This window comes from Actinomadura barringtoniae (assembly GCF_017573505.1).
GTDB classification, from domain to species: domain Bacteria; phylum Actinomycetota; class Actinomycetes; order Streptosporangiales; family Streptosporangiaceae; genus Spirillospora; species Spirillospora barringtoniae.
The window spans coordinates 407,455-433,974 of the sequence record NZ_JAGEOJ010000006.1; the positions used below are offsets into that span (position 1 = coordinate 407,455).

Below are 26,520 nucleotides of genomic sequence, written 5' to 3' on the forward strand. Positions count from 1 at the left end.
GCCCGCCCGGCGCCCTGCCGGGCGGGCCACGGGTGCTGCCCCCGCGCACCCGGTGACCGCCGATCGGAGCCGGCCACCGAGGGGGGCCGATCAACTGCCGAGGAGGTGGGCACGGAGCCCGGCACCGTACGCGGTGGGCGTGCCGTCGTACGAGCTGATCAGCGAGGGCCCGCTGGAGCAGTCCCAGGTGTTCCAGGTCCAGCCCAGGTACGAGGCGCCGTGCGCGTCGAGCCAGGCCATCAGCGTGTCGGTGTAGGAGTGGCCGCAGGAGTTCTCGCCGATCTCGCCCGCGACCAGCGGAACCTGCGCGGCGACCGGGGCGAGTTGCTGGTCCCAGCAGCCGGAGTCCTTGCAGTAGTTGAAGTTGTAGGAGTGCCAGGCCGCGGCCAGATTCCCGGTCGGGTCGGACGGCTTGTTCGCGAGCCACTGGCTGAGGTCGTTGCTGTAGCTGTTGCCGCCCGCGATGACCACGTTGGCGGCGCCGGTGCCGCGGACGGCGTCGAGCATGTCCTGCATCCCGGCCGCCTCGTAGGTGAGGCCGGTGCAGTCCGCGCCGCCGTCCCGCCAGCACTTCCAGGACTGGTTGTAGTCCATGACCTGCAGGTTGTTGGGGTAGGGCTCGTTGAACAGATCGAACACCACGCCCGTGTCGCCCTTGAACGCGGTGGCGACCTGCTTCCAGAACTCGGGCGTGTACTGGGCGTCGGGCATCGGCTTCTGGCACTCGGCGTCGGCGGTCTGGCAGTGGCTGTCGTTGCCGGTCCACAGGCCGTGCGTCCAGTGCAGGTCCAGGATCGGCGTGAGACCGTTGTCCAGCAGCAGGCCGACGTACGCCCTGACGGCGTTCTGGTAGGCCGTTCCCCGGTAGGCGGCGGGAACGTTGGACAGGCCGAGCCAGCAGTCGGAATTCAGCGGGACCCGAACGGCATTGACCTTCCAGCTCTTGATGGCCGTGATGGAGGCGGCGTCCATCGGGCCGTCCCAGAAACCGTTCCCCTGGACGCAGGCGAATTCGCCGCCTGACCGATTCACGCCGCGCAAGGTCACGGTCTTGCCGCCCGCGTCGACGAGCTTGTTGCCCGACACCTTGAGCGCCGGTGCGGGCCCGGTCGGCGGGTCGGTCGGACCGCCGCCGCCGTTGCAGGCGACGCCGTTGACGCTGAACGCGGTGGGGTCGTCGTTCTTGCCGCTGTAGGTGAAGTTGGCGCCGATCTGGACGGCGGCGCCGGTCGCCAGCGAGCCGTTCCAGCTCTCGTTGGTGACCGTCACGGCCGTGCCGGACTGCGCCCACTTCCCGTTCCAGCCGCTGCTCAGCCGCTGGTTTCCGGTGTAGGAGTAGGCGAGCTTCCAGCCGTTCAGCGGGTCGCCCTGGTTGGTGATGGTGACCGAGGCGGTGAAGCCCGTGCCCCAGTCGTTCTTGGTGTAGGCGACCTTGCAGCCGACCGCGGCGCGGGCGACGCCGGTGCCGAGGTTTCCGGCCCCGGTCCCGGTGGCGACCGACCCCACCAGGCAGAGCGCGCCGGTGAGGGTGCCGGTCACGGCGACGGCCGCTGCGGTACGGGGGGACAGCGATCTCATTGGACCTCCTGCGACTCACCTTGGGAGCGCTCCCATTACTCGAGGCGAGGTTGACGGTAAAACGCGAAAGCCGGGCGAAGAAAGGGTTCTTCCACGGTGTTTTCACGGCTTTCATCCGCCTCTTGACACTCAACTCCCCCCGAACAGATCCTTGGGAGCGCTCCCACTACGCCCCGCCCCGCCCGGCCGGACACCCCACGGCCGGGTCTCCCGAAGGAGTGGAAGCGTGACGATCCTCACCGCCGCCGCAGGCACCCCGAACCCCGCCAACCGCGCACCGACCCTCGCCCACGTCGCCAAGCTCGCCGGGGTCTCCCCCGCGACCGCATCCCGCGTGCTGAGCGGCTCCGCCCGGGTCAGCCGCGCCGCGCGGCTCCAGGTCGAGGAGGCGGTCGAACGCCTCGGCTACGTGCGGCGCGGGTCGGCCACGCGCACGAGCGCCTCCACGGGCGCGATCGCGGCGGTGCTCTGCGCGGACAGCACGCGGGTCTTCGCCGACCCGTTCTACGCGGCCCTGCTGTGGGGCATGCGGCGCGAGCTCGACGGCGGCGCCCAGCTGGTGATCCTCATGGTCGGCAAGCACCGCGAGTGGCGGGTGGCCGCCGACTACCTGCGCGGAGAGCACCTGGCCGGCGTGCTGCTGGTCGGCGCGCGCCAGGACGACCCGACCGCGCTGGTGCACGCCGCCGCCGGCGTTCCCGTGTTGCTGGCGGGCCGCCCGCTGACCGACGTGCCGCTGCCGTACGTCGACGTCGACAACCGCGGCGGCGCGCAGGCCGCCGTCCGCCACCTGTTCGCCGCCGGGCGCCGCACCATCGCCACCATCGCGGGCCCCGCCGACCTCGGCGCGGGCGTCGACCGGCTGGCGGGCTACCGCCTGGCCGCCGCCGAGGCGGGCCTGAACGTCACGGGCCTGATCGCGCACGGCGACTTCGGCCGCCCGTCGGGCGAGCACGCGATGGCCCGGCTGCTCGCGCGGCGGCCGGACCTGGACGCGGTGCTCGCCGCCTCCGACCCGATGGCGCTCGGCGCCCTGGAGGCCCTGCGCAGGGCGGGCCGCCGGGTGCCCGACGACGTCGCGGTGATCGGCTTCGACGACGCCCCGATCGCCCAGCGGGTGCGCCCCCGGCTCACCACCGTGCGGCAGCCCGTCGAGGACTTCGGCGCCCGGCTGATCCGCGAGCTGCGCGCCCTCATCGCGGGCCGCCCGATCACAGACCGCGGCGTGGTCCTCAAGACCAAGTTGATCGTCCGCGACTCCGCCTGACCCCTGGTAAGTCCATCAGAAGGGAAGGACCCCGTGCGAAGACGCCATCGATGGCGCGCGCTCACCGCGGTGAGCACGACGCTGACCCTGCTCTGCGGCGGCCTGGCCGCCGTCGCGGCCCCCGCCCAGGCCGCGATCGGGTGCAAGGTCGCCTACACCAAGAACGACTGGGGCTCCGGCTTCACCACGAGCATCGACCTGACGATCCTGTCCGAGCCGGTGACCGGCTGGACGCTGAAGTACTCCTACGCCGGGAACCAGAAGCTGGTGAACGGCTGGAGCGGCAAGTGGTCGCAGTCCGGCCAGGACGTCACCGTCACCAACGAGTCCTGGAACGGGAACGTGGCGGCGGGAGCCACGGTCAACATCGGCGGCCAGTTCACCTACAGCGGCACCAACACCGACCCGACCGCGTTCACCGTCAACGGCGTCCGCTGCAACCAGAGCACCTCCCCGCCGACCGTCGCTCTGACCAGCCCGGCGGCGGGCTCCACCTCTTCGGTGGGCGGGACCGTGCCGCTGGCCGCGACGGCCGCCGCAGGCTCGGGCGCGACCGTCAGCAAGGTCGAGTTCTATGACCAGGACGGGCTGCTGGCCGCCGGTGACACCACCGCGCCCTACAGCCTGAACTGGTCGCCGACCAAGGCCGGCTCGTACTCCCTGTACGCCAAGGTGACCGACAGCATGGGCTCGACCGCCGAGTCCGCGCCCGTCGGCATCACGGTCGTGGCGGGCGCGAGCGTCGTCGCGGGCCCGACGGCCCTCACCGTCGCGCAGGGTGCCAAGGCCACGTACGGGATCAAGCTGTCGGAGGCCCCGGCCGCGAACGTGACCGTGACGACCACGCGCACGTCCGGCAACACCGGCCTCTCGATCACCGGCGGCGGCTCGCTCACCTTCACCCCGTCGAACTGGTCGACCGCGCAGAACGTCGAGGTCACCGCCGACAAGGCCGGGACCGGCAGCGCCACCTTCACCTCCGCGGCGACCGGCTACACCTCGGCCGCCGTGACCGTGAACGAGGTCGCGACCGGGTCGAGCGTCTACGAGCAGCGCTTCCTCGACCAGTACAACAAGATCAAGGACCCGGCGAACGGGTACTTCAGCCCCGAGGGCATCCCCTACCACTCGGTCGAGACCTTCATGGTCGAGGCGCCCGACCACGGCCACGAGACGACCTCGGAGGCCTACAGCTACCTGGTGTGGCTGGAGGCCATGTACGGCAAGGTCACCAAGGACTGGGCACCGTTCAACGCCTCGTGGGCGCTGCTCGAGAAGTACATGATCCCGACCCACGCCGACCAGCCCACCAACTCGTTCTACAACGCCTCCAAGCCCGCCACCTACGCGGCCGAGCACCCGCTGCCGAGCGACTACCCCTCACAGATCGACCCGAGCGTTCCGGCGGGCCAGGACCCGATCGCGGGCGAGCTGAAGTCCGCGTACGGGACCGACGACATCTACGGCATGCACTGGCTGGAGGACGTCGACAACGTCTACGGCTACGGCAACACCCCCGGCGGCGGCTGCGAGAACGGCCCGACCGCCAAGGGCCCCTCGTACATCAACTCCTACCAGCGCGGCTCCCAGGAGTCGGTCTTCGAGACCATCCCCCAGCCGACCTGTGACAAGTTCGCCTACGGCGGCACCAACGGCTATCTGGACCTGTTCATCAAGGACTCCAGCTACGCCAAGCAGTGGAAGTACACCGACGCACCCGACGCCGACGCGCGGGCCGTCCAGGCCGCCTATTGGGCGAGCGTCTGGGCGGGCGAGCAGAGCAAGTCGAGCGACGTCTCCGCCACGGTCGCCAAAGCCGGGAAGATGGGCGACTACCTGCGCTACTCGTTCTTCGACAAGTACTTCAAGAAGATCGGCAACTGCTACCCGGCCTCGTCCTGCCCGGCCGGCTCGGGCAAGGACAGCGAGCACTACCTGCTGTCCTGGTACTACGCCTGGGGCGGCGCCACCGACAGCAGCGCGGGCTGGTCCTGGCGCATCGGCGACGGCGCCGCGCACGCCGGCTACCAGAACCCGCTCGCCGCGTACGCGATGGTCAACGACACCGCGCTGTCGCCCAAGGGCGCGACCGCCAAGACCGACTGGCAGACCAGCCTCACCCGGCAACTGCAGTTCTACAAGTGGCTGCAGTCCGCCGAGGGCGGCATCGCAGGCGGCGCGACCAACAGCTGGGAGGGCAGCTACAGCACGCCGCCCTCGGGCCTGACCAAGTTCTTCGGGATGGCCTACGACTGGCAGCCGGTCTACCACGACCCGCCGAGCAACCAGTGGTTCGGGTTCCAGGCGTGGTCGATGGAACGCGTGGCCGAGTACTACCAGGTCACCGGCAACGCCGACGCCAAGGCCATCCTCGACAAGTGGGTCGCCTGGGCGCTCGCGCAGACCACCGCCGATCCCTCGACCGGCACCATCAAGATCCCGTCCACGCTGACCTGGACCGGCCAGCCCGACGCCGACTGGTCCGCCGCGAGCGGCATGCCCGCGGCCAACACCGGCCTGCACGTCACCGTCGCCGACTACACCGACGACGTGGGCGTCACCGCGGCGCTCGCCAAGACCCTCACCTACTACGCCGCCAAGTCCGGCGACACCAAGGCCAAGTCGGCCGCCAAGAACCTCCTCGACGCGCTCTGGAAGCACCAGGACACCAAGGGCGTCGCGATCCCGGAGACCAGGGCCGACTACAAGCGCGTCAAGGACGCCGTCTACGTCCCGTCCGGCTGGACCGGCAAGATGCCGAACGGCGACCCGATCAACTCCTCCTCCACCTTCATGTCCATCCGGTCCTTCCTGCAGAAGGACCCCGACTATGACCGCGTGATGGCCTACGCCAACGGCACCAGCAGCACGGCGCCGGTGTTCACTTACCACCGCTTCTGGGCTCAGGCCGACGTCGCCCTGGCCATGGCCGACTACGGCCGCCTCTTCAACGAGTAACCCGCACAGCCGCATGGCCGGGCGGAGGAGACTCCGCCCGGCCTTTCGGCTCTAAGGACTGACGCCGCCCAGGTGATTGGCGACGATCCGCAGGCTCGGCGGACTGAGCTTGGCGTCGTTCTCGGCTACGACCGCGAGGGCAAGGGTGTTGCGGCCGCGCTCCTTCAGGAGTCCGGCCGGTAGCGCGAAGTCCTGCTGGACTTCACCGTTGATGTACTGGCCGAGGTTCCAGCCGTTCACGAAGAGCAGGACGCGGTACTTGCCGTCGCCCTTGGCGAAGTGGAGCGTCAGGGGGACGTCCTGTTTCTTGGGCAGATTCAGGCCGAACGCGGTCCGGTACCAGTTCACGCCGGGCGTGACCGATCCCGGTGCGCTCGCTTTCCAGCCGCCGTCACCGAAGCCCGGCAGGTGCCAGCCGGTGCGCTCGCCGTAGAGGCCGCCGTTGTTGAACGGGCCGCGCGCCTTGTCGGTGAGGTCCTCGCCGCCCTTGGCCCCCTGGATCCGCCAGGAGATCTGGCCCGCCGAGCCTGTGATGGACGCGCCGACCAGGCCCCGCGGCTGTTTGTGCCGGATCTCCTCGGCGGTCCAGTCGTCGTTGTGGCCCATGTTCTCCACGAGAACGGACAGGACTGCGGGCTCTCCCTTCTTCAGCAGTCCGGACGGGATCGAGAAGCTCCCTGGGCCGGGATCGGGGTTGGGCGGCGTGGTGGTGCCCTCGCCCGCGTCGGCCTGGACACCGCCCGCTGCCGAGCCGAGGTAACGGCCGTTCAGCCAGACCTGGTAGATGCCGTTCTTGCCGGTGATCGCGTTCGTCTTCACCGTGGTCTCGGCCCCGGTGGCGGTGAAGCGGCCCCGGTACCAGACATGGCCGTTGTGGAAGCCGTAGTCGTCGGCGTGGGTGGTGTGGTCGGCGACGGTCCACGAGGAGTCGTCGAAGGCCGTGGCGGCCTCGGGCGCCTCCGAGTGGGTGCGCCAGCCGGTGAGGGCGGGGACCGTCGCGGGCCGTGGTCCCGGTACGCGGCCGGCAAGCGAGCCGCTCGCGGTGCCGTGGACCGGGATCGCGGTGTCGTTGACGGCGACCTTCCGGCCGGGGCCGAAGACCTCGATGTCTCCGGCTGCGGCCGTGTCGGCCCGCAGGTCGAGGGTGCCGCCGCGCATTTGGGCGGACCTGAGGAGAGACGTGCCACGGACGAGCACGGGCCCGGCCGAGGTGTCGGCCCGCCAGAACTTGGCCGCCTCCTCGTCCGTGCCGAGCAGGAGCAGCAGCGGGCGCCGCCCGCCGCCGCTGATCTGCACGCGGGCCAGGCCGCGATGGGTGTAGTCGAGCGTGAGGTCTCCGTTCGCGTATGAGGCGCGCACACCGCCGTCGCCGGGCAGGACCTTGACGGTCGGTGCGCCGCTGTAGCGGAGCACGGTGCGGCCCGCCTCGCCGTCCCGCCCGTACAGCAGCGCGACGTCGCGGCCACCGATCTCGGCATGCGTCATGATCTCCGAACTGGAGACGGCGAGTCGTTGGCCTCCCATGTCGTAGCCGCCCACGAGCACCTTGGCGTCGCGGCCGTTCAGCCGGACGGGCAGCGTGTAGCGGCCGTCACGCGTCGTCCAGTCCAGCGTTGTGGAGTCGTCGGTGGTCGCGGCCCGGTCGGTGTGCCGGAGCAGCACGAACTGCGTGCCGCTTGAGGGGTTGGCGCGCGCGACCGTCTGAAGCGCGGAGTTGTCGTGCGCGGGCGCGGTGGCCGGGTCGGTTTCGGTGAGGGGACCGGCCGCCGCTCCCAGGAAGTAGTTCTGGCGCTTGAATTCGTCGTACTTGTCGGTGAGCTGCCGGTTCTCGGTGATCTGCGAGCCGTAGTCGTAGGAGGTGCCGACGTCGTTGGGCTGCGGCAGCCAGCCCCAGTTCGTTCCGCCGAAGCCCATGTAATAACTGAACAGCGTCGCGCCGCTCTGGATCAGGTTGTTCTTGTAGAAGTACTTCATGTACTTCACGCCGGTGAGCTGCCGGCACTTGTCGAAGCCGACGCCCTGCGCGTCGATGGACCCGGCCTGGTATTCGGCGGCGAAGACCGGAGACTTGTCGCTCAGCCGCTCGGTGACGCCCTCGCCCCAGGGGCCCCAGGGAGTGTCGGGCTCGCGGCATTCGAAGCTCTGCGGGTAGTCGTCGACACCGGCGATGTCCACGGCGCCCAGGCCGGTGGACCAGTCGGTCGTCCACGACGCGGCATCGCAGCACTGGTTGTGGGTGATGGGCACGTCGATGCCGTCCGCCCGGGCCTTGGCCTGGAGGTCGGCCATGTACTGCCGGTCGGTGTTGGCGGCGTACTCGTTCTCGGCGTTGTAGAGGACGACCGACCCGCCCCGCGTCACCTGATGCTCGGCGAGGTAGGGGTCGATGTGCCCGAGCCAGTCCTGGTAGGCGGCGGTGTAGCCGGGGTCGCTGGAACGGGCACGTCCCGGCACGTTCTTCAGCCAGGCGGGCAGTCCCCCACCGGTCGTCTCGGCGTTGATGTACGGGCCCGGCCGCGCGATGACGTACAGGCCCACCTCCTCGGCGGTCCGCAGCAGCCGGTCCACGTCGCGCACGCCGGTGAAGTCGTACACGCCCGGCTTGGGCGAGTGGTAGCCCCAGTGGAAGTAGATCGAGACGGCGTTGAAGCCCTCGGCCTTGTACTTCTCCAGCACGTCCCGCCAGAGGCCGGGGCTAGGCAGCCGGAAGTAGTGGAACTCTCCCGCCCGCAGCAGCACCCGCTTGCCGTCGATCTTCAACGAATACTTGTCGTAGGTGACCTGATGGACCTGATGGACTTGATGGAGCTGATGGACTTGATGGAGCTGATTGGACGCCTTGGCGGGCGGGGCGTGGAGGGCTGTGGAGATCAGCGCCAGCGCCGCCGCGAGCGCGAGCATCGTGCGGGAACGGCGTCTCATGCTCACCGCCCGCTAGTGAAGGAGAACGAGGCCAGCCGCGCGTCGCCGCCGAACACGAGGTAGACGTCCTGCCGCCCGGTGGCGCCGGAGAGTGCTGCGGTGACGTCCTGGTAGGCGTACTTGTCGCCGGTGGACGGAACGGTCACCGTGCCGACCAGCCGTCCGGTCGGGCCGCCGAGGCGGACCTGGATCGTGGTGTCGCCGCCGCCCGCCCTGGCCACTCGGGCCTTGACTCCCGTGAGGCCGGAGCCGAGCTGCGCGCCCGCGTACTTCACCCAGGCACCGGCAGCGCCGCCGACCGCCGTGCCGCTCACCTTCGACTCGTCGACCAGCTTCACACCGGAGTAGTCGTCGAAGCTTTCCGCGCGGGTGGTCGCCGTCAGGTCGCGGGCGGGGATCGTCTCGCCGCGTACCGGTACCGACGTCCGCTGGCGGATGTCAGCGGACGAGGCGCCGACGAGCAGGTCGTACGTGGACGACTCGACGACGGACTTGCCGCGTGTGACGTCCCAGTGCGCCAGGTCGGCGGTCTTGAACGTGAGCCGCACCGTTCGGGTCTGACCGGCGCCCAGGCTGACCTTCTCGAAGGCGCGCAACTGCTTCAGCGGCTGCTTGTCCCGGGAGGTGCGCTGGTGGGTGTAGAGCTGGACGACGTCCGAGCCCGCGCTCTTGCCTGTGTTGGTGACCGCGACGCTCGCGGTGATCGTTCCGCCCGCGCTGGAGACCTTCGGCACGCCGTAGCGGAAGCTCGTGTACGACAGGCCGTGCCCGAACGGGTAGAGCGGCTTGCCCTGGTAGTAGAGGTAGGTGCGGTTCGACTTGATGATGTCGTAGTCGAAGATGCTCGGCAGTTCGGAGTCGGACCGGTACCAGGTCTGGGTCAGGTGGCCGGACGGGTTCACGTCGCCGAACAGCACGTCGGCGAGGGCGTTGCCGGTCTCGGCGCCCGCGTGCGAGGTCCACAGGATCGCCGGGACGTGCTCCTGCTCCCAGGTGATCGCGGTCGGGTAGCTGTTCTCCAGGACCAGGGTCGTCTTCGGGTTGTTCTTGAGCGCGGCCCGGACGATCGCGCGCTGCCCGGCGGGCAGGTCGGTGGACGGCCGGTCGTAGGCTTCGCGTCCGTTCACCGAGGGGTTGCTGCCCGCCATGACCACGACCTGGTCGGCGCCCTTCACCGCCTTGGCGACGGCCGCCGCTCCGTCGACCAGGGTGTCCTGGGCGAAGACGGAGGCGTCTTCCTTCCTGCCGAGGGTGAGCTTGCCGTCGTCGCCGACGCGTACGTAATTGCCCGAGCTGAACCAGGTCTCGTGGGTCTCGTAGCCCGCGTACCGCAGCTTGACGTTGCCGTCGGGCTGCTTCTCCAGCGCGAACTGCTGCTGAACGAACCAGCCGCTCGGCTCCGCCTGGTCGTTGACGAAGTTCGACCAGTTCCAGCCGACGTACTTGCCGTTCGCGGCGTTCCGCAACGTGACGATGCCGTCGCCCCAGTCGGTGACGTCGAACTGCGAGGCGGCGGCGGGCGCGGTGTCGCTCACCGACAGTGCGGCGCCCGCGTCGCCGCTCCCGCCCGTGACGTACTTGCCGGTCTTGACGTCCTTGAGCGCGATCCGGTCGTCGCCGCGTTCGGCGGTGACGCTCGCGCCCGCCCCGAGCTTGGCGCGGATGCCGTCGACGGGCGTGACCTTGTACGGCGACTTGCCGGAGTACCAGTCGGTGTAGACGACGTCGGCGAGCGGCCCGACGACCGCGACCTTCTTCGCTGAGGCTTTGGCGAGCGGCAGCGCCCGCCGGTCGTTCTTGAGCAGCACCATCGCCTCGGCGGCGGTGCGCCGGTTGAGCCGCTTGTTCGCGTCGGTGTTGAGCACCGAGGCGTCGATCTTCCCGTACGGGCCGCCGTCCGGGTCGAACTCGCCGAGCCGGACCCGCAGCGACAGCGCGTGCCCCACGGCGGTGTCGATGTCGGCGGCCTTGATCAGCCCCTTGGCCAGCGCGTCCTTGATGGCGTTGACCGTGATGGAGGCGTTGAGGTTGTCGGCGGTGAAGCTGTCGTTGCCCGCCTTGAGGATCGCCGCGTCGCCCTGGGTGAAGTCGGGGTAGTAGTTGGTGTTCCAGCGCGGGTCGGTGCCGGAGCCGGAGAGGCTGTCGGCCAGCCCGGCGTCGGTCACGTTGAACAGGTCCTTCTTGGTCCACGACCGGACGACCCCGGCGAGGTCGGGGTTCACTCCGTTCGGCCGCCCGTTGACCATGTTGTAGGCCGACATGACGCCGGTCGCGCCGCCGGCGGCGATGATCGGCTTGAACGCCTGGCGGTCGTACTCGTTCAGCACCCGCTGCGGCAGTTGCACGTCGGTGGTCGAACGGTTGGTCTCGTTGTTGTTGGCCAGGTAGTGCTTGAGGGTCGGCGCGGTCAGCAGGTACTTGGCGTTGTCGCCCTGCATGCCCTTGCCGTACGCACTGGCGATGGCGGCGGTGAGGGTGGTGTCCTCCGAATAGCCCTCCTCGTTGCGTCCCCAGCGCGGGTCGCGGAGGAGGTTGGTGACCGGGGCCCAGAGGTTGAGGCCCCAGACCATGCGCTCGTCGTTGGTGGAGTGGTAGCCGCGCGCCTCGGTGCCGGTGACGTGCCCGACCTGCCGGATCAGGTCGGGGTCCCAGGTGCTGGCGAGCCCGACACCCTGCGGGAAGACCGTGCCCTTGTCCGCGATGATCTGCTGGTCGCCGTAGCTGGTCCAGGCGACGCCGTGCACGGCCTCGGTCCCGGTCTTGAACGCCTTGAGCCCGAGCCGCGGGACGGCGGGCTGGTACTGGTGCAGCAGCGAGATCTTCTCGTCGAGCGTCAGCCGTCCGAGCAGGTCGCTGACGCGCGCGTCGACCGACAGGCCCGGATTCTGGAACGGGTAGGTCGCACGGGCGGCGGCCGCGGTGACCGGGACGGCCACGCCGAGCGAGGCGGCGAGTGCGAGGGACAGGACGGGAATCAGCGGCCGGCGGAACCGGCCGGGTGAGCGAGTGCGAGCCACAACGATTCTCTCCTCTGGTCGTATCCCCGATGAGTCGAAGCGCTTCGATTCAGCCCCTGGGAGGCCCTGCCTCCTCTCTCTTCGCAGGGATCAGCCGGCCGCGGCGGGCGCGGTGCTCGCGCGTGCGGTCAGCCGGGGCGGCAGCAGCGTGGCGGCGGGAACGTCCTTGCCATCGAGCTTGTCCATGAGCAGTTCAACGGCACCGCGGCCGACCTCTTCGGCTGGTATCGCGACCGACGTCAGCGGAAGCTCGGCATGCTCGGCCAGTTCGTCCGGGCAGATGGCGACCACCGACAGGTCCTCGGGAACCCGCCGACCGGCCGCCTGGAACGCCTTCACGACCGCATCCAGAACGGGCTCGTTGTGGACGACCACGCCAGTGAGGTCCGGATGCTCGTCCAGCAGCCGTTCCACCAACGCGCGGGCAGCATCAGCGGTCGCCTCGCACGGATGCACGGACGCGTCCACCCCGTGCTCACCCGCCGCGGCCAGGAAGCCCTCGGTCGTACGCTCGGCGAACCCGGTCCCGCGCTCGTACACCTCGGGCGGTGAGCCGATCAGCCCCACCACGCGATGCCCGAGCCCGGCCAGGTGCCCCAGGCACGCCTCGCCCGCCGCACGGAAGTCAAGGTCGATACAGGTCAAGCCCTCGGTCTCGGCCGGGAACCCGATCAGAACCGACGGCCGGTCCAGCGTACGCAGCATCGGCAGCCGCTCGTCGCGCAGCTGAACGTCCATCACGATCAGCGCGTCCACCAGGGCACTGTCGGCCACCCGCCGCAGCCCCTCGTCGCCCTCCTCCTGGGTGAGCAGCAGCACGTCGTGGTCGTGCCGGCGCGCGGTCGTGACGACCGACACCGCGAACTGCATGACGACCGGCACGTGGATGCCCGTGCGCAGCGGCACGACCAGCGCGAGGACGTTGGACCGGCTGCTCGCCAGCGCGCGGGCGCCGGCGTGCGGCCGGTAGCCGAGCTCGCTGATGCTGTCCTGCACCCGGCGGCGGGTCTCCTCGGAGATCGAGCGCTTGCCGCTCAGCACATAGGAGACCGTGCTCGGAGACACCCCGGCGTGGCGCGCCACGTCACTGATCTTGACCACGAACCGTCCTCAAGAAGTCCCGGTACCAGGCGGCGCTGTCCTTCCACGTCCGCCGCCCCGTCGCATAGTCGACATGGATCACCCCGAACCGCCTGGAGTAACCGTACGACCATTCGAAGTTGTCCAGGAGCGACCAGACGAAGTAGCCGCGCAGGTCCGCGCCCGCCGCCGCGGCGCGCGCCGCGGCGGCGGTGTGCTCTTGCAGGTAGGCGATCCGGCGTTCGTCGGCGACCCGGCCGCCCACCAGCTCGTCATCGAACGCGGCGCCGTTCTCGGTCACCATCAGCGGCGTCCCGGGGTACTCCCGGTGGAGCCGCAGCAGCAGTTCCTCGAGCCCGGACGCGTCGACGACCCAGCCCATCGCCGTGTGCTCGCCCTCCTGCGGAAGGAACGCGATGTCCTCGCAGCCGGGGAACGACGAGCCCTCGCCCGCCGCGTGCCCGTCCGCGCCCGGCGTTCCGTCGCCCGGCACCACCAGGCTCGGCTGGTAGTAGTTCACCCCGAGGAAGTCGATCGGCGCGGCGATGAGGTCCTCGTCGCCCTCCCGGACGAACGACCAGCCGGTGATGGCGGCGGTGTCGGCGAACAGGTCCGCGGGGTAGCCGCCGCCGAGCATCGGCCCGAGGAAGATCCGGTTGGCGACCGCGTCCACGCGCCGTACGGCCTCGGGCTCACCGCGCAGGTGGTGCAGGTTGAGCGTGACCGACATCTGCGCGGACGGCGCCACGACCTCGCGCAGCGCGCGCACCGCCAGGCCGTGCCCGAGGTTCAGATGGTGGGCGGCGGCCAGCGAGTCGGCGCGGTCGGTGCGGCCCGGCGCGTGCACGCCGGAGCCGTAGCCGAGGAACGCCGCGCACCACGGCTCGTTCAGCGTGGTCCAGGTGTGCACGCGGTCGCCGAGCTCCGCGCCGATCGCGGCGGCGTAGTCGGCGAACCGGAACGCGATGTCGCGCTCCGGCCAGCCGCCCGCGTCCTCCAGCGCCTGCGGCAGGTCCCAGTGGTAGAGCGTGGCGACCGGCGCGATCCCGCTCTCCAGCAGCTCGTCGACGAGGCGCGAGTAGAAGTCGACGCCCTTGCGGTTGAGCTCGCCGCCCGGCAGGACGCGCGACCAGGAGATCGAGAACCGGTAGGCGTCGATGCCCAGCTCGGCCATGGCGGCGACGTCCTCGCGCCACCGGTGGTAGTGGTCGCACGCCACGTCGCCGGTGTCGCCGTTCAGCGTCTTGCCGGGCGTGTGGCTGAACGTGTCCCAGATCGACGGCGCCCGGCCGTCCTCACTGGCGGCACCCTCGATCTGGTACGCGGCCGTGGCCGTTCCCCAGAGAAAACCCATCAATGTTCCTCCCCCAAAGTGATCAGAACCTCCGACTCGCCGGCCCGGATCAGGGTTCCCTGCTCGTGCCGTTCGGTGCGGCCGCCCGTCACCTCGGCGACCGGCCGGGCACCGACCAGCAGAACGTTCCAATCGCCGTCGTCCCGGTTCGCTGCGACACGGATCGCCGCCCCCTCCCGGGAGGTGACGAACGACGCGTCGCCGATCTCGGTCGTGACGCGGGCACCGTCGGCCGGCTCGTACAGCCGCAGTGTCACGCCGCGCGCGTGGTCGTAGTCGGGCCGGTCCGCGACCGCGCCCTCCGGGATGACCGCGCCGGGCCGTACGAGCAGGGGCACGCTGTCGAAACCGTGCCGCTCCCGCACCCACCGGCCGCCCTGGACCCGCTCGCCCGTGAGGTAGTGCGTCCACACGCCCTCGGGCACGTAGTACGAGACCTCTTCGCCGGCCGAGAAGACGGGAGCCACGAGAAGATCGTCGCCCAGCATGTACTGGCGTTCCAGATGCGTGCAGGCCGGGTCTTCAGGGAATTCCAGGACCATCGCGCGCATCATCGGCAGGCCGTCCTCGTGCGCCTGCCGCGCGGCCCCCGCCAGGTAGGGCATGAGCCGCATCTTCAGCCGAGTGAAGCTGCGCAGCACGTCTACCGACTCCTCGTCGAAGAGCCACGGCACCCGGTAGGAGTGGCTGCCGTGCAGGCGGCTGTGCGAGGACAGCAGCCCGAACGCGATCCACCGCTTGAACAGCGCCGGATCGGGCGTGCCCTCGAAGCCGCCGATGTCGTGACTCCAGTAGCCGAAGCCCGACAGCCCGAGCGACAGTCCGCCGCGCAGGCTCTCGCCCATCGCCTCGAACGTCGACTCGCAGTCGCCGCCCCAGTGCACCGGAAAGCGCTGGCTGCCCACCGTCGCCGACCGAGCGAAGACCACCGCCTCCGCCTCACCCCGCCGCTTGGTGAGCAGCTCGAACACCGTCCGGTTGAACAGATACGTGTAGTAGTTGTGCGCCCGCTCCGGATCCGAGCCGTCGAAGTAGACGACATCAGTAGGGATGCGCTCCCCGAAATCGGTCTTGAAGCAATCAACACCCATATCAAGCAGAGCATCAAGCTTGCCCGCGTACCACTCCCGCGCCTCGGGATTGGTGAAGTCGACGACAGCAAGACCCGGCTGCCACTTGTCCCACTGCCACACGTCCCCGTTCGGCCGCGTGAGCAGGTAACCCCGCGCCTTGCCCTCACCAAAAAGAGGTGACCGCTGCGCGATGTACGGGTTGATCCACAGGCAGATCTTCAGCCCGCGCTCCTTGAGCCTGCGCAGCATCCCCGGCGGATCAGGAAAGACCCGCGGATCCCACTCGAAGTCACACCAGTTGAACTCGCGCATCCAGAAGCAGTCGAAATGAAAGACGCTCAGCGGCAGGTCCCGCTCGGCCATCCCATCGATGAACGACCCGACCGTCTCCTCGTCATAAGACGTGGTGAACGAGGTAGACAGCCACAGCCCGTACGACCAGTCCGGCAGCCGCGCAGGCCGCCCGGTCAGCGCCGTGTACTTGCGCAAGATCTCCTTAGGCGTCGGCCCATAGATAAGGAAATAACGCAGCGACTGCCCCTCCACACTGAACTGCGTCCGCGTCACCACCTCCGACGCCACCTCGAACGAGACCCGCCCCGGATGGTCGACGAAGACCCCATAGCCCCCGTTGGTCAGAAAGAAAGGAACATTCTTATAAGCCTGGTCACTGTTCGTGCCGCCGTCGGCGTTCCAGATGTCCACGGCCTGGCCGTTCTTGACAAGCGGCCCGAACCGTTCCCCCAGCCCGTAGACGCAATGGTCCACGCCCAGATCGAGCTGCTCGCGCACATAGTGCCCGCCGTCATCCGTCTCGATGATCGCCGTCGCCTTCGCGCCCCCACCCGTCAGCCGGCGCCCCTCGGCGAAGAAGTCGACGCCCCACCCCTCGCCCCGCCGCACCCGTACCGACAGCGCGCCCGAAGTGAGCGTCGCCGCGTCCTCACCCACGTCCACGGTCACGTCGGTCGCGGGATCCGCCGCCACCTCGAAGTCGGGACCGCGGTGCCGCTGCCCCGCGAAGTGCGTGATGGTCACCCCGATGACGTCCGCCATGGGCGAGGCGTACTCCAGCGTGACCACCGGCCCCTTGAGCAGGTCACCGCGGTGCCGGATCCGCTCGGCCGGCGCGTGCACCACGAGGGAGCCCGCTCCGGCCGTGCAGTCGAGGGCCTCCACCGGATAGGCGGCGCGCACGCCCTCGCGCATCAACCAATAGCCGTCACTGAACTTCATCTGCACCTCGGTGGAGACTCTGTCCGTCACCTTGCAGTGACGGCGAGCAGTTGTGTCGGTGGGTAGCGGTACGGTCACGACCGTGAAGGTCGTTGTCCAGGTGAAGCTGTTGCCGACCGCCGAACAGGCGGTGGCTCTCACAGCGACCCTTGATGCGGTCAACCGGGCGGCGAACTACGACTCGGCCGTGGCGTACGACCGGTTCGCCGTGAAAGCGCGGCAGGTGCCGTTGCACCGTGTGGTGTACCGAGACCTGCGAGACCGAGGCCTGGGCTCGCAGGGCGCCGTCCGGGTGATCCAACGGGTCGTGGACGCCTACGCCACCCTGCGTGGTCTGATCAAAGCTGGGCGGCTCGGGGTCGAAGGCTCCCGTGGCCGGGTGCTGGCCGAGTCCGAACCGATCGTGTTCCGGCCGGATGGTGCGCACCCGTTCGACGACCGAAACCTGTCGTGGCAGTACGACGCGCGGACGGTGTCGATCTGGACGGTCCACGGCCGGATGAGGAACCTGGCCTACACAGGGCACCCGGGCCAGCTGAAGAGCCTGGCCGACATCCCTATTCCCCAAAGGTATGAGCCGCGGGATTGGGTCGGGGTGGATCGGGGCATCGCCAACCTGGCCACCACCTCCGACGGGGTGAATCATCAGGGCCGGGGGCTGGAGCGCTATCGGCTCCGAATGGCGCGGGTTCGGGCGGAGTTGCAGGCCAAGGGCACCAAGTCCGCCAAACGCAAGCTGAAAAGGCGGGCCGGCCGGGAAGCCCGGCACGCCACCCACATCAACCACACCATCGCCAAGAGCGTGGTGGCCGATGCCGAACGCACCGGACGCGGAATCGCCCTGGAAGACCTCCAAGGCATCCGCGACCGGACAAGGGTTCCACGGCACCAGCGGGCCACCCACTCCTCCTGGCCGTTCCACCAACTCGAACGCCACATCGCCTACAAGGCCGAGCGAGCCGGGGTCCCGTTCCTGACGGTGGACGCGCACTACACCTCCCAACGCTGCCCGCGGTGCGGGCATGTCTCCCGCCGCAACCGGCGGACCAGAGACCACTTCTGCTGTGTCGTGTGCGGGCTCGCCGGCCCGGCCGATCACATCGCCGCCGTGAACGTCGCTAGACGTGCACGAACGGCGTGGGTGCTTGCCAACGCGCCCCATCTGGCCGTGTCACCGTCCTCTCGTCAGGGACTGTCACGAGCTGCAAGCCCGGTTTTTGAAGCCGGGTAGATGGCTTACTTGATTGCTCCTGCCGTGAGGCCGCGGGACAGCGTGCGCTGGAAGACGAGGAAGAACAGGACGGTTGGCACGAGCCCGAGCAGCGCGGCGGCGCTGGACATGGTGGCGTCCATCATGCGCTGGCCCTGCAGGACGCCGAGTGCCACCGAGACCGTCTGGTTGTCCTGGGAGATCAGGAAGACCAGCGGGATGAGGAACTCGTTCCAGGTCCAGATGAAGAAGAAGACCAGCAGGATCGACAGCGTCGGCCGCACCACCGGGACGACGACCCGCCACAGGACCTGCCAGCGGTTCGCGCCGTCGATCCGTGCCGCTTCGAGGAGGGGGCGGGGGAACGTGCTGAGCACCGACGACAGCAGGTAGGTGCCGAACGCGCTCTGGATGACGGTGTAGACGATGATCACGCTGAGCCTGGTGTCGTACAGGCCGACCTTCTTGGCCATGAAGTACAGCGGGTAGACCAGGGACTCCTGCGGCAGCGTGTTGGCCAAAAGCAGCACCGCCAGCACCCACATGCGGCCCTTGATGCGGCCGATGCCCAGGGCGTAGGCGTTCAGGATCGACAGCAGCACGGCCAGCACCGCGACCGAGCCGCTGATGAGGGCGCTGTTGAACAGGACCCGGCCGAAGTTCACCCGGTCCCAGAAGTCCTGGATGCCCTCCAGGTGAAGGCCTCCGGGCGCCGACAGCGGGCCGTGGTCGGTGTACTCCTGCGGGGTCTTGAACGCGTTGAGCAGCACGACGCCGAACGGGATCAGCATGACGCCGGCGAGTGCGATCAGCGCTACGAGGACGACGTAGGCGGAGGGGCCGCGGCGGCGGTGTCGTTTGGGCGCCTTGCCCGTTCGGGAGGCCGGCTTGGCTGCGGACGTGGACTTGGTGAGGGTCACGGTCATCGTTCCTCACCCAGGTCGCTGCCCTGAACGCGGAGGAACACGACGGTCAGCGCGACGATGATGAGCGTCAGCACGGTCGCGATCGCCGAGCCGTAGCCGACGTCGGTCTTCTCGAAGAAGTTCTGGTACGAGTAGTACGACGGGACGTTGGTCGCGCCGCCTGGGCCGCCCTTGGTGAGCACGTAGATGGGGGCGAACGCCTTGAGCGCGGCGATCGTGGTCCACAGCAGGACGACGAAGATCTCCGGCCGGATCTGCGGCACGGTGACGTGCCAGAAGCGCCGCGCCCACGAGGCGCCGTCGATCTCGGCCGCCTCGTAGAGGGACGGGTCCACGCGTTGCAGGCCCGACATGAAGACCACGAGAGGGAAGCCGATCTGGATCCAGACCATGACGCCGAGGACGCTCCAGAGCGCCGTGCTCGGGTCGCCCAGCCAGTCGTGGGCGAGTGAGCCGAGTCCGAGTGCGGTGAGCAGTTTGTTGACCGCGCCGTTCTCAGGGGCGAGCAGCCAGCTCCAGACGACTCCGGCGATGACGATCGGCAGTACTTGGGGCATGTAGATGCAGGCGCGCAACGTGCTGGCGGTGCGCGAGCCGAAGTGCCGGTCGATCAGGTCGGTGAGCAGCGCCGCCAGCACCAGCCCGATCACGGTCGGCACGATCGCCATCCCGACGATCACCAGGCCGTTGTGCCGGAACGAGGCCCAGAACTCGCCGTCCTTGGCCAGCTCCCGGTAGTTGTCCAGGCCGACCCAGGTGGGGCTGCCCGTACCCGACCACTCCGTGAGGCTGGTGCCGATGTTCATCACGAACGGGACGCCGATGACCCCGATGAACAGCACCAGCCCCGGGAGCAGATAGGGCAGGTAGGGAAGCCGCTTCACTTGGGCAGACCACCGTCGTAGGCCTTCTGGACGTCGCCCATGACCTTGTCCGGGGAGCCGTTGCCGTTCATGAGCTTCTGGGTCTCCGACACCCACGTGTCATAGAAGCCCGGCACCGGCCAGTCGGGGTAGTAGGCCAGGGCGTTGCCCTGCGTGAGGCCGTTGAAGTCGGCGATGAGCTTCTTGGCCTTGGCGTCGGTGATGGCCGCCGGATCCGCCGCGACCGGAATGCCGCCGGCGTTGCCGAGGGTGTTCTGCACGCCCTTCTTCATGGTGATGTCGATGAAGTCGTAGGCGAGGTCCTTGTGCTTGGAGCCCTTGGGGACCACCCAGTGGTTGCCGCCCGAACCGGGGGTCAGCTTTGCGCCGGGCCACACCGAGGTCTCCCAGTCGAACTTGGCGTTCTTGGCGACGCGGCCGAACCACCAGCTGCCCGAGAACATCATCGGGAATTTGCCGCTGATGAACGCCACGCCCGCGTCCTCGGCCTTGAGACTCACCGAGTTCTTGGCGATGTAGCCCTTCTTCACCCAGTCGGAGAAGGTGCTCGCGCCGTACATCCAGGCCGGGTCGTTGAAGTTGGCCTTGGCGGTGTAGCGCTGGAAGGCGTTCACCCAGGTGGCGTCGGCCTTGTCGAGGGCGAGCTGGTAGAGGAACTGGTGCGCCATGTATTCGGCGCCCGCGTTGGTCAGCGGCGTGACGCCCTTCTTCACGAACGCGTCCATCGCGGCGGTCAGTTCGGCGAAGTTCGTGGGGACCTTGACACCGTTCTTTTTGAACAGGTCCTTGTTGTAGTAGACCTGCAGGTATTCGGCGTAGTTGGGGACGCCGAACCATTTGTCGCCGCCCATGATGCCCTTGGCGTCGTACTTGGCGGTGACCTGCACGTTGGGGCTGATGAGCTTGTCCCAGCCGCGCTTGGTCACCTCGGAGGACAGGTCGGTGAGCAGGCCCTGCTTGGACAGCAGGCCGGTGGTGGCGTTGCCCTTGTTGTACTCCATGACGTCGGGCGCGTCCTTGGAGTTGAGGACCATCGGCGCGGTCTTCTGGATCTGCTCGAAGCCCTTCTCCTCGAACTTCACCTTCACGCCGGGATGGGTGGACTCGAACTCCTTGATCGCCTGGTTCCAGGCGACGGCCATGGCGCTGTCAGGGCCTTCGTAGTGCCAGAGCCGCAGCTCCTTGGCTCCCGACGAGCCGCCGTCGTCGCCACCGCCGCAGGCGGCGAGCGCCAGAGACGCCGCGGCGAGCACGGCGAGCCCGACCCCGCTTCTGCGCGCTCTCATCATGGTTTCCTCCCGGGGTGGGGTCGAAGCGGGCAGTCGAAGCGCTTCGATTGCCGGGATCGTAAGCCCCGGGTGAGATGGGACACAATAGGGTCGTCCACCCCAAAACGCGATCAGCCCGCTTACCTGGGCGTACTTCTTGGGAGCGCTCCCAATGCCGACCGGGCCACACTCCGACGCGGCCGACGCCGACGCCAACGCCGACCCGTCCACCCCGTCTGACCGGGCCGAGTTCCGCCGGTTCTTCGAACGGCATCACCGCGAGCTGGCGCGGCTGGCGTACCTGATGCTCGGGGATCCCGACGCCGCCGACGACCTGACCGCCGACGCCCTCGTCGCCGCCTGGCGCCAGTGGGACCGCGTCCGTGCCGCCGACCAGCCGCTGGCCTACGTGCGGCGCGTGCTGATGAACCTGTGCAGCAGCCGGATCCGCACGCTGGTGCGCGAACGCGGCAAGCTCGCGATCCTGGCGACGACGTTCGAGCCCCACACCGACGGTCCCGACGTGCCCGCCGTGGTCGACGTACGGGCCGCCCTGCGATGCCTGCCGACGCGCAAGCGCGCCTGCGTCGTGCTCCGCTTCGCCTTCGACCTGTCCGAGCAGGAGACGGCCGAGGTGCTCGGGGTGTCGGTCGGCACGGTGAAGAGCCAGACCTCCAAGGGCATGGCGCAGCTCGAACAGCTACTCGGCGGGTCCGTCCTGATGCCGGAGGTGCGGAACTGATGGAACGTCATGAGATCCGCGAACAGCTGCGTTCTGTGGCAGGCGAAGGTCGTCCCGACCGGGACCGCATCTGGGCCCGCATCGAGGCGGGCATGGCGGAGACCGTCCCCGCGCCGCAGAGCCGGACGCGAGCCTGGCCGCGCATGGCGATGGCCGCGCTCGCAACGGTGGCGGTGATGGTCCTGGCGAGCGGGGTGGCCTGGCAGCTGACCGGACGGAACGAGGCGCCACCGGCCGCTCCGGCATCGACCTCGACGTCGACCCCGTCCTCGCCGGCAAGCGCACCGCCACGCGCTCCGGTGAATCGCTCCTGGGCGGTCACGGCGTCCGTCGACCCGAACAGCAACGCCTACTGGGCACAGAACACCCTGGTCCTGAAGGTGAAGCACAAGCTCACCGGCCTCGCCGTGACGATCCGCGTCGCTCGCACCGCGAACGTGGCCGCCACCGCCTCGTGGCTGTCGTTGCCCGCGAGCGATTTCCGCATCTCCACCGACACGACCGCGAGCGAGGTCATCTACCGCTGGACGCTGCTGCCCGGGAGGACGATCCGGCCGGGCTCGTACACCCTGGCCGCCCAGTACAACCGGGGTGCGGGCCACGATCCGCGCCAGGACGCCTACTCGGTCCGCTCGGACGGCGACCTGTCCGCGGGAGGTCACTTCTGATCGTCCTCTCGAAATGTTCGCGCTACCACATGTCCGATCTGAGGCATTGACACCGTGAAGAGTTAGCGCAAACATTCGGATCAGCATCCAGATGTGAAGGGGGTCACGTGACCGCGGCCACACCTCCGTCCCGCGCGGCGACCATGGACGACGTCGCGACGCTCGCGGGCGTCTCGGCGATGACCGTGTCGCGCGTGCTGAACACCCCGGAGAAGGTGGCGGCCGCGACGCGCACCCGGGTGCTGGCGGCGGTGCGCGAACTGGACTACCGCCCCAACTCGGCGGCGCGGATGCTGGTCACCGGCCGGTCCGGGGTGCTCGGCGTGGTCAGCTTCGACACCACGCTGTACGGCCCCGCCTCCACGCTCTACGGCATCGAGCAGGCGGCGCGCGACGAGGGCTACACCGTCAGCATCGTGAGCCTGGGCGGTCTGACCAGGTCCGCGATCGAGGACGGCGTGGAACGGCTGCGCGCCCAGGCCGTGGACGGCGTCATCATCATCGCGCCGCACCGGTCGGCCGCCGACGGGCTGCGCGGGCTGCCGCCCGCCTTCCCGGTCGCGGTGGTCGGCGTCGGCGACGACCTGCCCGTCCCGGTGGCCGCCGTGGACAACCGCGCCGGCGGCGAACGGGTCACCCGCCACCTGCTCAGCCTCGGCCACGAGACCGTGCACCACATCGCCGGGCCGTCGGACTGGATCGACGCGAGCGAACGCGTCGAGGGCTGGCGCGCGGCGCTGGAGGCGGCGGGGCGGCCCGTGCCGCCGCCGCTGACCGGCGACTGGAGCGCCCGTTCGGGCTACGAGCAGGGCAAGCTGCTGGCCGCCGACCCCGAGGTGACCGCGGTGTTCGCCGCCAACGACCCGATGGCGCTCGGCCTGATGCGCGCGCTGCGCGAGGCCGGCCGGAGCGTCCCCGGGGAGGTGAGCGTGGTGGGCTTCGACGACGTCCCCGAGGCCCCCTACTTCGCACCCCCGCTGACCAGCGTCCGGCAGCCGTTCGGCGAGGTCGGGCGGCACGCGTTCGGCCTGCTGCTGGACCGCATCGCCGACCCCGAGTCCCTGGCCGCCGCCAACCGGCCGCGCCGCACCGTCGAGCCCGAACTGGTCGTCCGCGAGAGCACCGCGGCCCGAGCCCGCTGACCCGCCCACCCCACCAGGAGCCCCGTGAACGCGCCTCGATGTTAGCGCTAACACAAGCAATCGCTAGCTATCACTCACCCACCGGACCCCATCGGAGGAGGCCCGCCGTGCGCATCACCAAGATCGGCACCCATGTCGTGGGGACCCCCTGGCGGAACCTCACGCTCGTGACCGTCCACACCGACGAGGGCCTCACCGGCGTCGGCGAGGCCCGGATGCTCGGGCACACCGACGCCCTGCTCGGCTACCTCGCCGAGGCCGAGCGGCGGCACGTGCGCGGCACCGACCCGTTCGACATCGAGGACCTCGTCCAGCGGATGAAGTACGGCGACTACGGCCGCGCCGGCGAGATCGTCATGTCCGGCATCGCCTGCGTCGAGATGGCCTGCTGGGACATCGTCGGCAAGGCGCTCGGCCAGCCGGTCTGGCGCCTCATGGGCGGCCGGGTCCGCGACCGCGTGAAGGCCTACGCCAACGGCTGGTACACCGTCGACCGGACGCCCGAGGAGTTCCACGAGGCCGCCAAGCGCGTCGTCGACCGCGGCTACCACGCGCTGAAGCTCGACCCGTTCGGCGCGGGACGGCTGGAGCTGGACCACGACGAGACGATGCGCTCGATCGGCCTGGTGGAGGCGGTACGCGACGCCATCGGCCCCGACCGCGAGCTGCTGGTGGAGATGCACGGCCGCTTCTCCCCCGCCACCGCGATCCGGCTGGCCGGGCTGCTGGAGCCGTACGCGCCGAGCTGGCTCGAGGAGCCCTGCCCGCCCGAGAACCTGAAGGCCCTGGCCAAGGTCTCCGCGCACACCGGCCTGCCCATCGCGACCGGCGAGCGCATCCACGACCGGTTCGAGTTCCGCGAGCTGCTGGAACTGCAGGCCGCCGACATCATCCAGCCCGACGTTGGGCACCTGGGCGGCATCGGCGAGGTCCGCAAGCTCGCGGCCGCCGCCGAGGCGCACTACGTGCTGGTCGCCCCGCACAACGTCGGCGGCCCCGTGCTCACCGCCGCGACACTCCAGCTGGGCGTCTGTGTGCCCAACTTCAAGATCCTGGAGCACTTCAACGACTTCGCCGACGCCCCCGTCAAGAGCGTCGCGCGCGGCCTCCCCGAGGTCGTCGACGGCCACTTCGCCATGCCCACGGCGGCCGGGCTCGGCGTGGAGCTCGACCTGGACGCGGTGGCCGAGTTTCCGCGCCAGGACGCCGACTTCGACCTGTTCGAAGAGGACTGGCACCTGCGCAGGGGGAAGAGCCGGTGAGCCGATCGGTGGTGGTCGACCGGCCCGGCCGCTCGCACCTGGACGAGGCCGAGCCGCCCGCGCCCGGACCGGGCGAGGCGCTGGTCCGGGTCACCGCGGCGGGCCTGTGCGGCAGCGACCGGGAGCTGTTCGACGGCACCCGCCCGGCGGGCTTCGTCGCCTACCCGATCACGCCGGGCCACGAGTGGTCCGGAACGGTCACCGCACTCGGCGAGCAGGCCGACCCCGCGCTGCTCGGCGCGCAGGTGGTGGGCGAGGGCTTCCGCGGCTGCATGGCGTGCGCGCCGTGCCGCAACGGCTCCCCCAACCTGTGCCTGAACGGCTACGACGAGACGGGGTTCACCCGGCCCGGCGCGTTCGCCGACCAGCTCGTCCTGCCCACCCGGCTGCTGCACGTGCTGCACCCCGGCGCCGACCTGAGGGCCGCCGCGCTCCTGGAACCGGCCGCGGTGGTCGCCTCGGCGGTCCGCCACGCGGGGCTGCGCCCCGGGGACACGGCGGCGGTGGTCGGCGCGGGCACGCTCGGCGTCCTGGCCCTGCAACTGCTCGCCGCCGCCTCCCCCGCCGCACTCGCCGCGATCGACCTGCGCCCGGAACGCGCGGAGACGGCGATCGCGGCCGGAGCCACCACGTTCCTGCACCCCGACGAGGTCACCGAGGCGGCCTTCGACGTGGTGGTCGAGACGGCGGGCGCCCTGCGCACCGCGCACACGGCTGTCGCGCTGGCGCGGCGCGGCGGCCGTGTGGTCCTCACCGGCATCCCCGGCGACGCCTCCGACACCGTGCCGACCTCGCTCCTGGTCACCCGCGCCCTCACCCTGCACACCGTCTTCGGCGCGGGCCCCGCCGACTGGGCGTACGCGGTCCGCGCGTTCGACAGCGGCGTGCTGCGCCCCGCCGCCCTGATCACCCACGAGCTCCCGCTGACCGAATTCGAGAAGGCCCTGGCCCTCAGCGCCTCGCCCGGTGCGGGCAAGGTCCTGCTCCGCCCCGACCTGGACTAGGAGAACGATGAACGGCACCCCCCGCCGGCCCGGCGAGCACGCCCTGCGCGAACTGGGCTTCCCCGAGCGTCCGGCCCCGGCGCCGACCTCGTCCGCGGCGTTCCCCGACGGAGGCCTGTGGCGCACCGAGCTGCCCTCCTGCGAGGGACCGGCGGTTCTTGAGGCCGTGCTGGCCGAGAGCGAGCGCCTGGAGGTCCCGCTCCACCGCATCAGCCAGGGCAGCGGCGTCTGGATGCTCACCGACGCCGAGATCTCCGAGATGGTCAAGGGCTGCGCCGAGCACGGCATCGAGCTGTGCCTGTTCCTCGGCCCGCGCGGCAGCTGGGAACCCGGAGCGGGCGGCCGCGACTACCCCTCGTCCGGTCCGCGCGCCCGCGGCCGCGACCAGCTCGCCCAGTGCGTCGAGGACGCCGAACGCGCCGTCGAGCTCGGCGTGCGCTGCCTGCTGGTCGCCGACGAGGGCGTGCTGTGGACCCTGGACAGCCTGCGCGAGGCGGGCCGCCTGCCCGCCGAGACCGCGTTCAAGGTGTCCGCGCTGGTCGGCCCGGTCAACCCCGCCTCGTACGGCGTCTGGGAACGGCTCGGCGCCGACTCCATCAACGTGCCCAGTGACCTCACCATCGCCCAGCTCGCCGAGATCCGCGCGGTGAGCGAGACGCCGATGGACTTCTACGTCGAGGCCCCCGACGACCTCGGCGGCTTCGTCCGGATGTACGACGCCGCGGAGCTGATCCGCTGCGGCGCGCCCATCTATCTCAAGTTCGGGCTCCGCAACGCGCCCGGCATCTACCCCGTCGGCCGCCACCTCGCCTCCGCCGCCGTCGACAGCGGCCGGGAGCGGGTACGGCGCGGCCGGCTCGTTCTGGACACCCTCGCCCGGCTCGGGGCGGACGGCGGGATGTCTCCGATCACCACCCACCCCTGAAGGA

At 70.0% G+C, this 26,520-nt stretch carries 18 protein-coding genes; 9 read left to right on the forward strand and 9 right to left on the reverse strand.

Features of this window, described 5'->3' with window-relative positions:
- Positions 1-90: 90 nt before the first annotated feature.
- Positions 91-1,578 (reverse strand): cellulase family glycosylhydrolase, encoded by a 1,488-nt coding sequence (locus J4573_RS17185; protein WP_208256496.1) that lies wholly within the window; start codon positions 1,576-1,578, stop codon positions 91-93.
- A 226-nt stretch (positions 1,579-1,804) separates the two neighbouring features.
- On the opposite strand from J4573_RS17185, the gene J4573_RS17190 reads away from it, so the two are divergent.
- Both J4573_RS17190 and J4573_RS17195 read left to right on the forward strand, forming a co-directional pair.
- Positions 1,805-2,845, forward strand: coding sequence for a LacI family DNA-binding transcriptional regulator (locus tag J4573_RS17190; RefSeq protein ID WP_307796663.1), 1,041 nt, complete (start codon positions 1,805-1,807; stop codon positions 2,843-2,845).
- 33 nt (positions 2,846-2,878) lie between these two features.
- Positions 2,879-5,803 (forward strand): glycoside hydrolase family 48 protein, encoded by a 2,925-nt coding sequence (locus tag J4573_RS17195; RefSeq protein WP_307796664.1) that lies wholly within the window; start codon positions 2,879-2,881, stop codon positions 5,801-5,803.
- A 51-nt stretch (positions 5,804-5,854) separates the two neighbouring features.
- Here J4573_RS17195 and J4573_RS17200 read toward each other — a convergent pair whose 3' ends face one another.
- The 5 genes from J4573_RS17200 to yicI all read right to left on the reverse strand — a co-directional run bounded on the left by J4573_RS17200 (position 5,855) and on the right by yicI (position 16,485).
- Positions 5,855-8,725, reverse strand: a complete 2,871-nt coding sequence (locus J4573_RS17200) for a beta-galactosidase (protein WP_208256497.1) — start codon at positions 8,723-8,725, stop codon at positions 5,855-5,857.
- 2 nt (positions 8,726-8,727) lie between these two features.
- Positions 8,728-11,742, reverse strand: coding sequence for a glycoside hydrolase family 3 protein (locus tag J4573_RS17205; RefSeq protein WP_208256498.1), 3,015 nt, complete (start codon positions 11,740-11,742; stop codon positions 8,728-8,730).
- Positions 11,743-11,832: 90 nt separating this feature from the next.
- Entirely contained in the window at positions 11,833-12,843 is a 1,011-nt protein-coding gene (locus J4573_RS17210) for a LacI family DNA-binding transcriptional regulator (RefSeq protein WP_208256499.1), read from the reverse strand.
- A complete protein-coding gene (locus J4573_RS17215) occupies positions 12,827-14,176 on the reverse strand; it encodes a GH1 family beta-glucosidase (protein ID WP_208256500.1) in 1,350 nt (449 codons plus the stop codon). Before J4573_RS17215 ends, J4573_RS17210 begins: the two co-directional genes overlap by 17 nt.
- On the reverse strand, positions 14,176-16,485 hold the full coding sequence (gene yicI / locus J4573_RS17220) for an alpha-xylosidase (RefSeq protein WP_208256501.1): 2,310 nt from the start codon (positions 16,483-16,485) through the stop codon (positions 14,176-14,178). The genes J4573_RS17215 and yicI overlap by 1 nt, the downstream gene beginning before the upstream one ends.
- A gap of 82 nt (positions 16,486-16,567) precedes the next feature.
- On the opposite strand from yicI, the gene J4573_RS17225 reads away from it, so the two are divergent.
- Complete coding sequence (locus tag J4573_RS17225) at positions 16,568-17,716, forward strand: RNA-guided endonuclease InsQ/TnpB family protein (RefSeq protein ID WP_208256502.1); 1,149 nt, start codon at positions 16,568-16,570, stop codon at positions 17,714-17,716.
- Positions 17,717-17,721: 5 nt separating this feature from the next.
- On the opposite strand, the gene J4573_RS17230 is transcribed toward J4573_RS17225, so the two are convergent.
- From J4573_RS17230 to J4573_RS17240, 3 genes are read right to left on the reverse strand one after another with little or no spacing between them, the layout of a single operon-like run.
- On the reverse strand, positions 17,722-18,621 hold the full coding sequence (locus J4573_RS17230) for a carbohydrate ABC transporter permease (RefSeq protein WP_208256503.1): 900 nt from the start codon (positions 18,619-18,621) through the stop codon (positions 17,722-17,724).
- Complete coding sequence (locus J4573_RS17235) at positions 18,618-19,505, reverse strand: carbohydrate ABC transporter permease (RefSeq protein ID WP_307796665.1); 888 nt, start codon at positions 19,503-19,505, stop codon at positions 18,618-18,620. Before J4573_RS17235 ends, J4573_RS17230 begins: the two co-directional genes overlap by 4 nt.
- Positions 19,502-20,791 carry an extracellular solute-binding protein gene (locus J4573_RS17240; RefSeq protein ID WP_243773111.1) on the reverse strand — a complete coding sequence of 430 codons (1,290 nt, stop codon included), beginning with the start codon at positions 20,789-20,791 and terminating at the stop codon, positions 19,502-19,504. The genes J4573_RS17235 and J4573_RS17240 overlap by 4 nt, the downstream gene beginning before the upstream one ends.
- Before the next feature lie 154 nt (positions 20,792-20,945).
- On the opposite strand from J4573_RS17240, the gene J4573_RS17245 reads away from it, so the two are divergent.
- From J4573_RS17245 to J4573_RS17270, 6 genes are all read left to right on the forward strand, one after another.
- A complete protein-coding gene (locus tag J4573_RS17245; RefSeq protein ID WP_208256505.1) occupies positions 20,946-21,515 on the forward strand; it encodes a SigE family RNA polymerase sigma factor in 570 nt (189 codons plus the stop codon).
- The gene (locus tag J4573_RS17250) at positions 21,515-22,183 is read left to right on the forward strand and encodes a hypothetical protein (RefSeq protein ID WP_208256506.1); all 669 of its coding nucleotides are present in this window, start codon (positions 21,515-21,517) and stop codon (positions 22,181-22,183) included. Before J4573_RS17245 ends, J4573_RS17250 begins: the two co-directional genes overlap by 1 nt.
- Before the next feature lie 107 nt (positions 22,184-22,290).
- A complete protein-coding gene (locus J4573_RS17255; protein WP_307796666.1) occupies positions 22,291-23,325 on the forward strand; it encodes a LacI family DNA-binding transcriptional regulator in 1,035 nt (344 codons plus the stop codon).
- A gap of 107 nt (positions 23,326-23,432) precedes the next feature.
- A complete protein-coding gene (locus tag J4573_RS17260) occupies positions 23,433-24,587 on the forward strand; it encodes a mandelate racemase/muconate lactonizing enzyme family protein (protein ID WP_208256507.1) in 1,155 nt (384 codons plus the stop codon).
- Positions 24,584-25,591: a zinc-dependent alcohol dehydrogenase gene (locus tag J4573_RS17265; RefSeq protein ID WP_208256508.1), complete on the forward strand. Its 1,008-nt coding sequence runs from the start codon at positions 24,584-24,586 to the stop codon at positions 25,589-25,591. Before J4573_RS17260 ends, J4573_RS17265 begins: the two co-directional genes overlap by 4 nt.
- A 7-nt stretch (positions 25,592-25,598) precedes the next feature.
- A complete protein-coding gene (locus J4573_RS17270; RefSeq protein WP_208256509.1) occupies positions 25,599-26,516 on the forward strand; it encodes a hypothetical protein in 918 nt (305 codons plus the stop codon).
- The last annotated feature ends 4 nt before the right edge of the window (positions 26,517-26,520 follow it).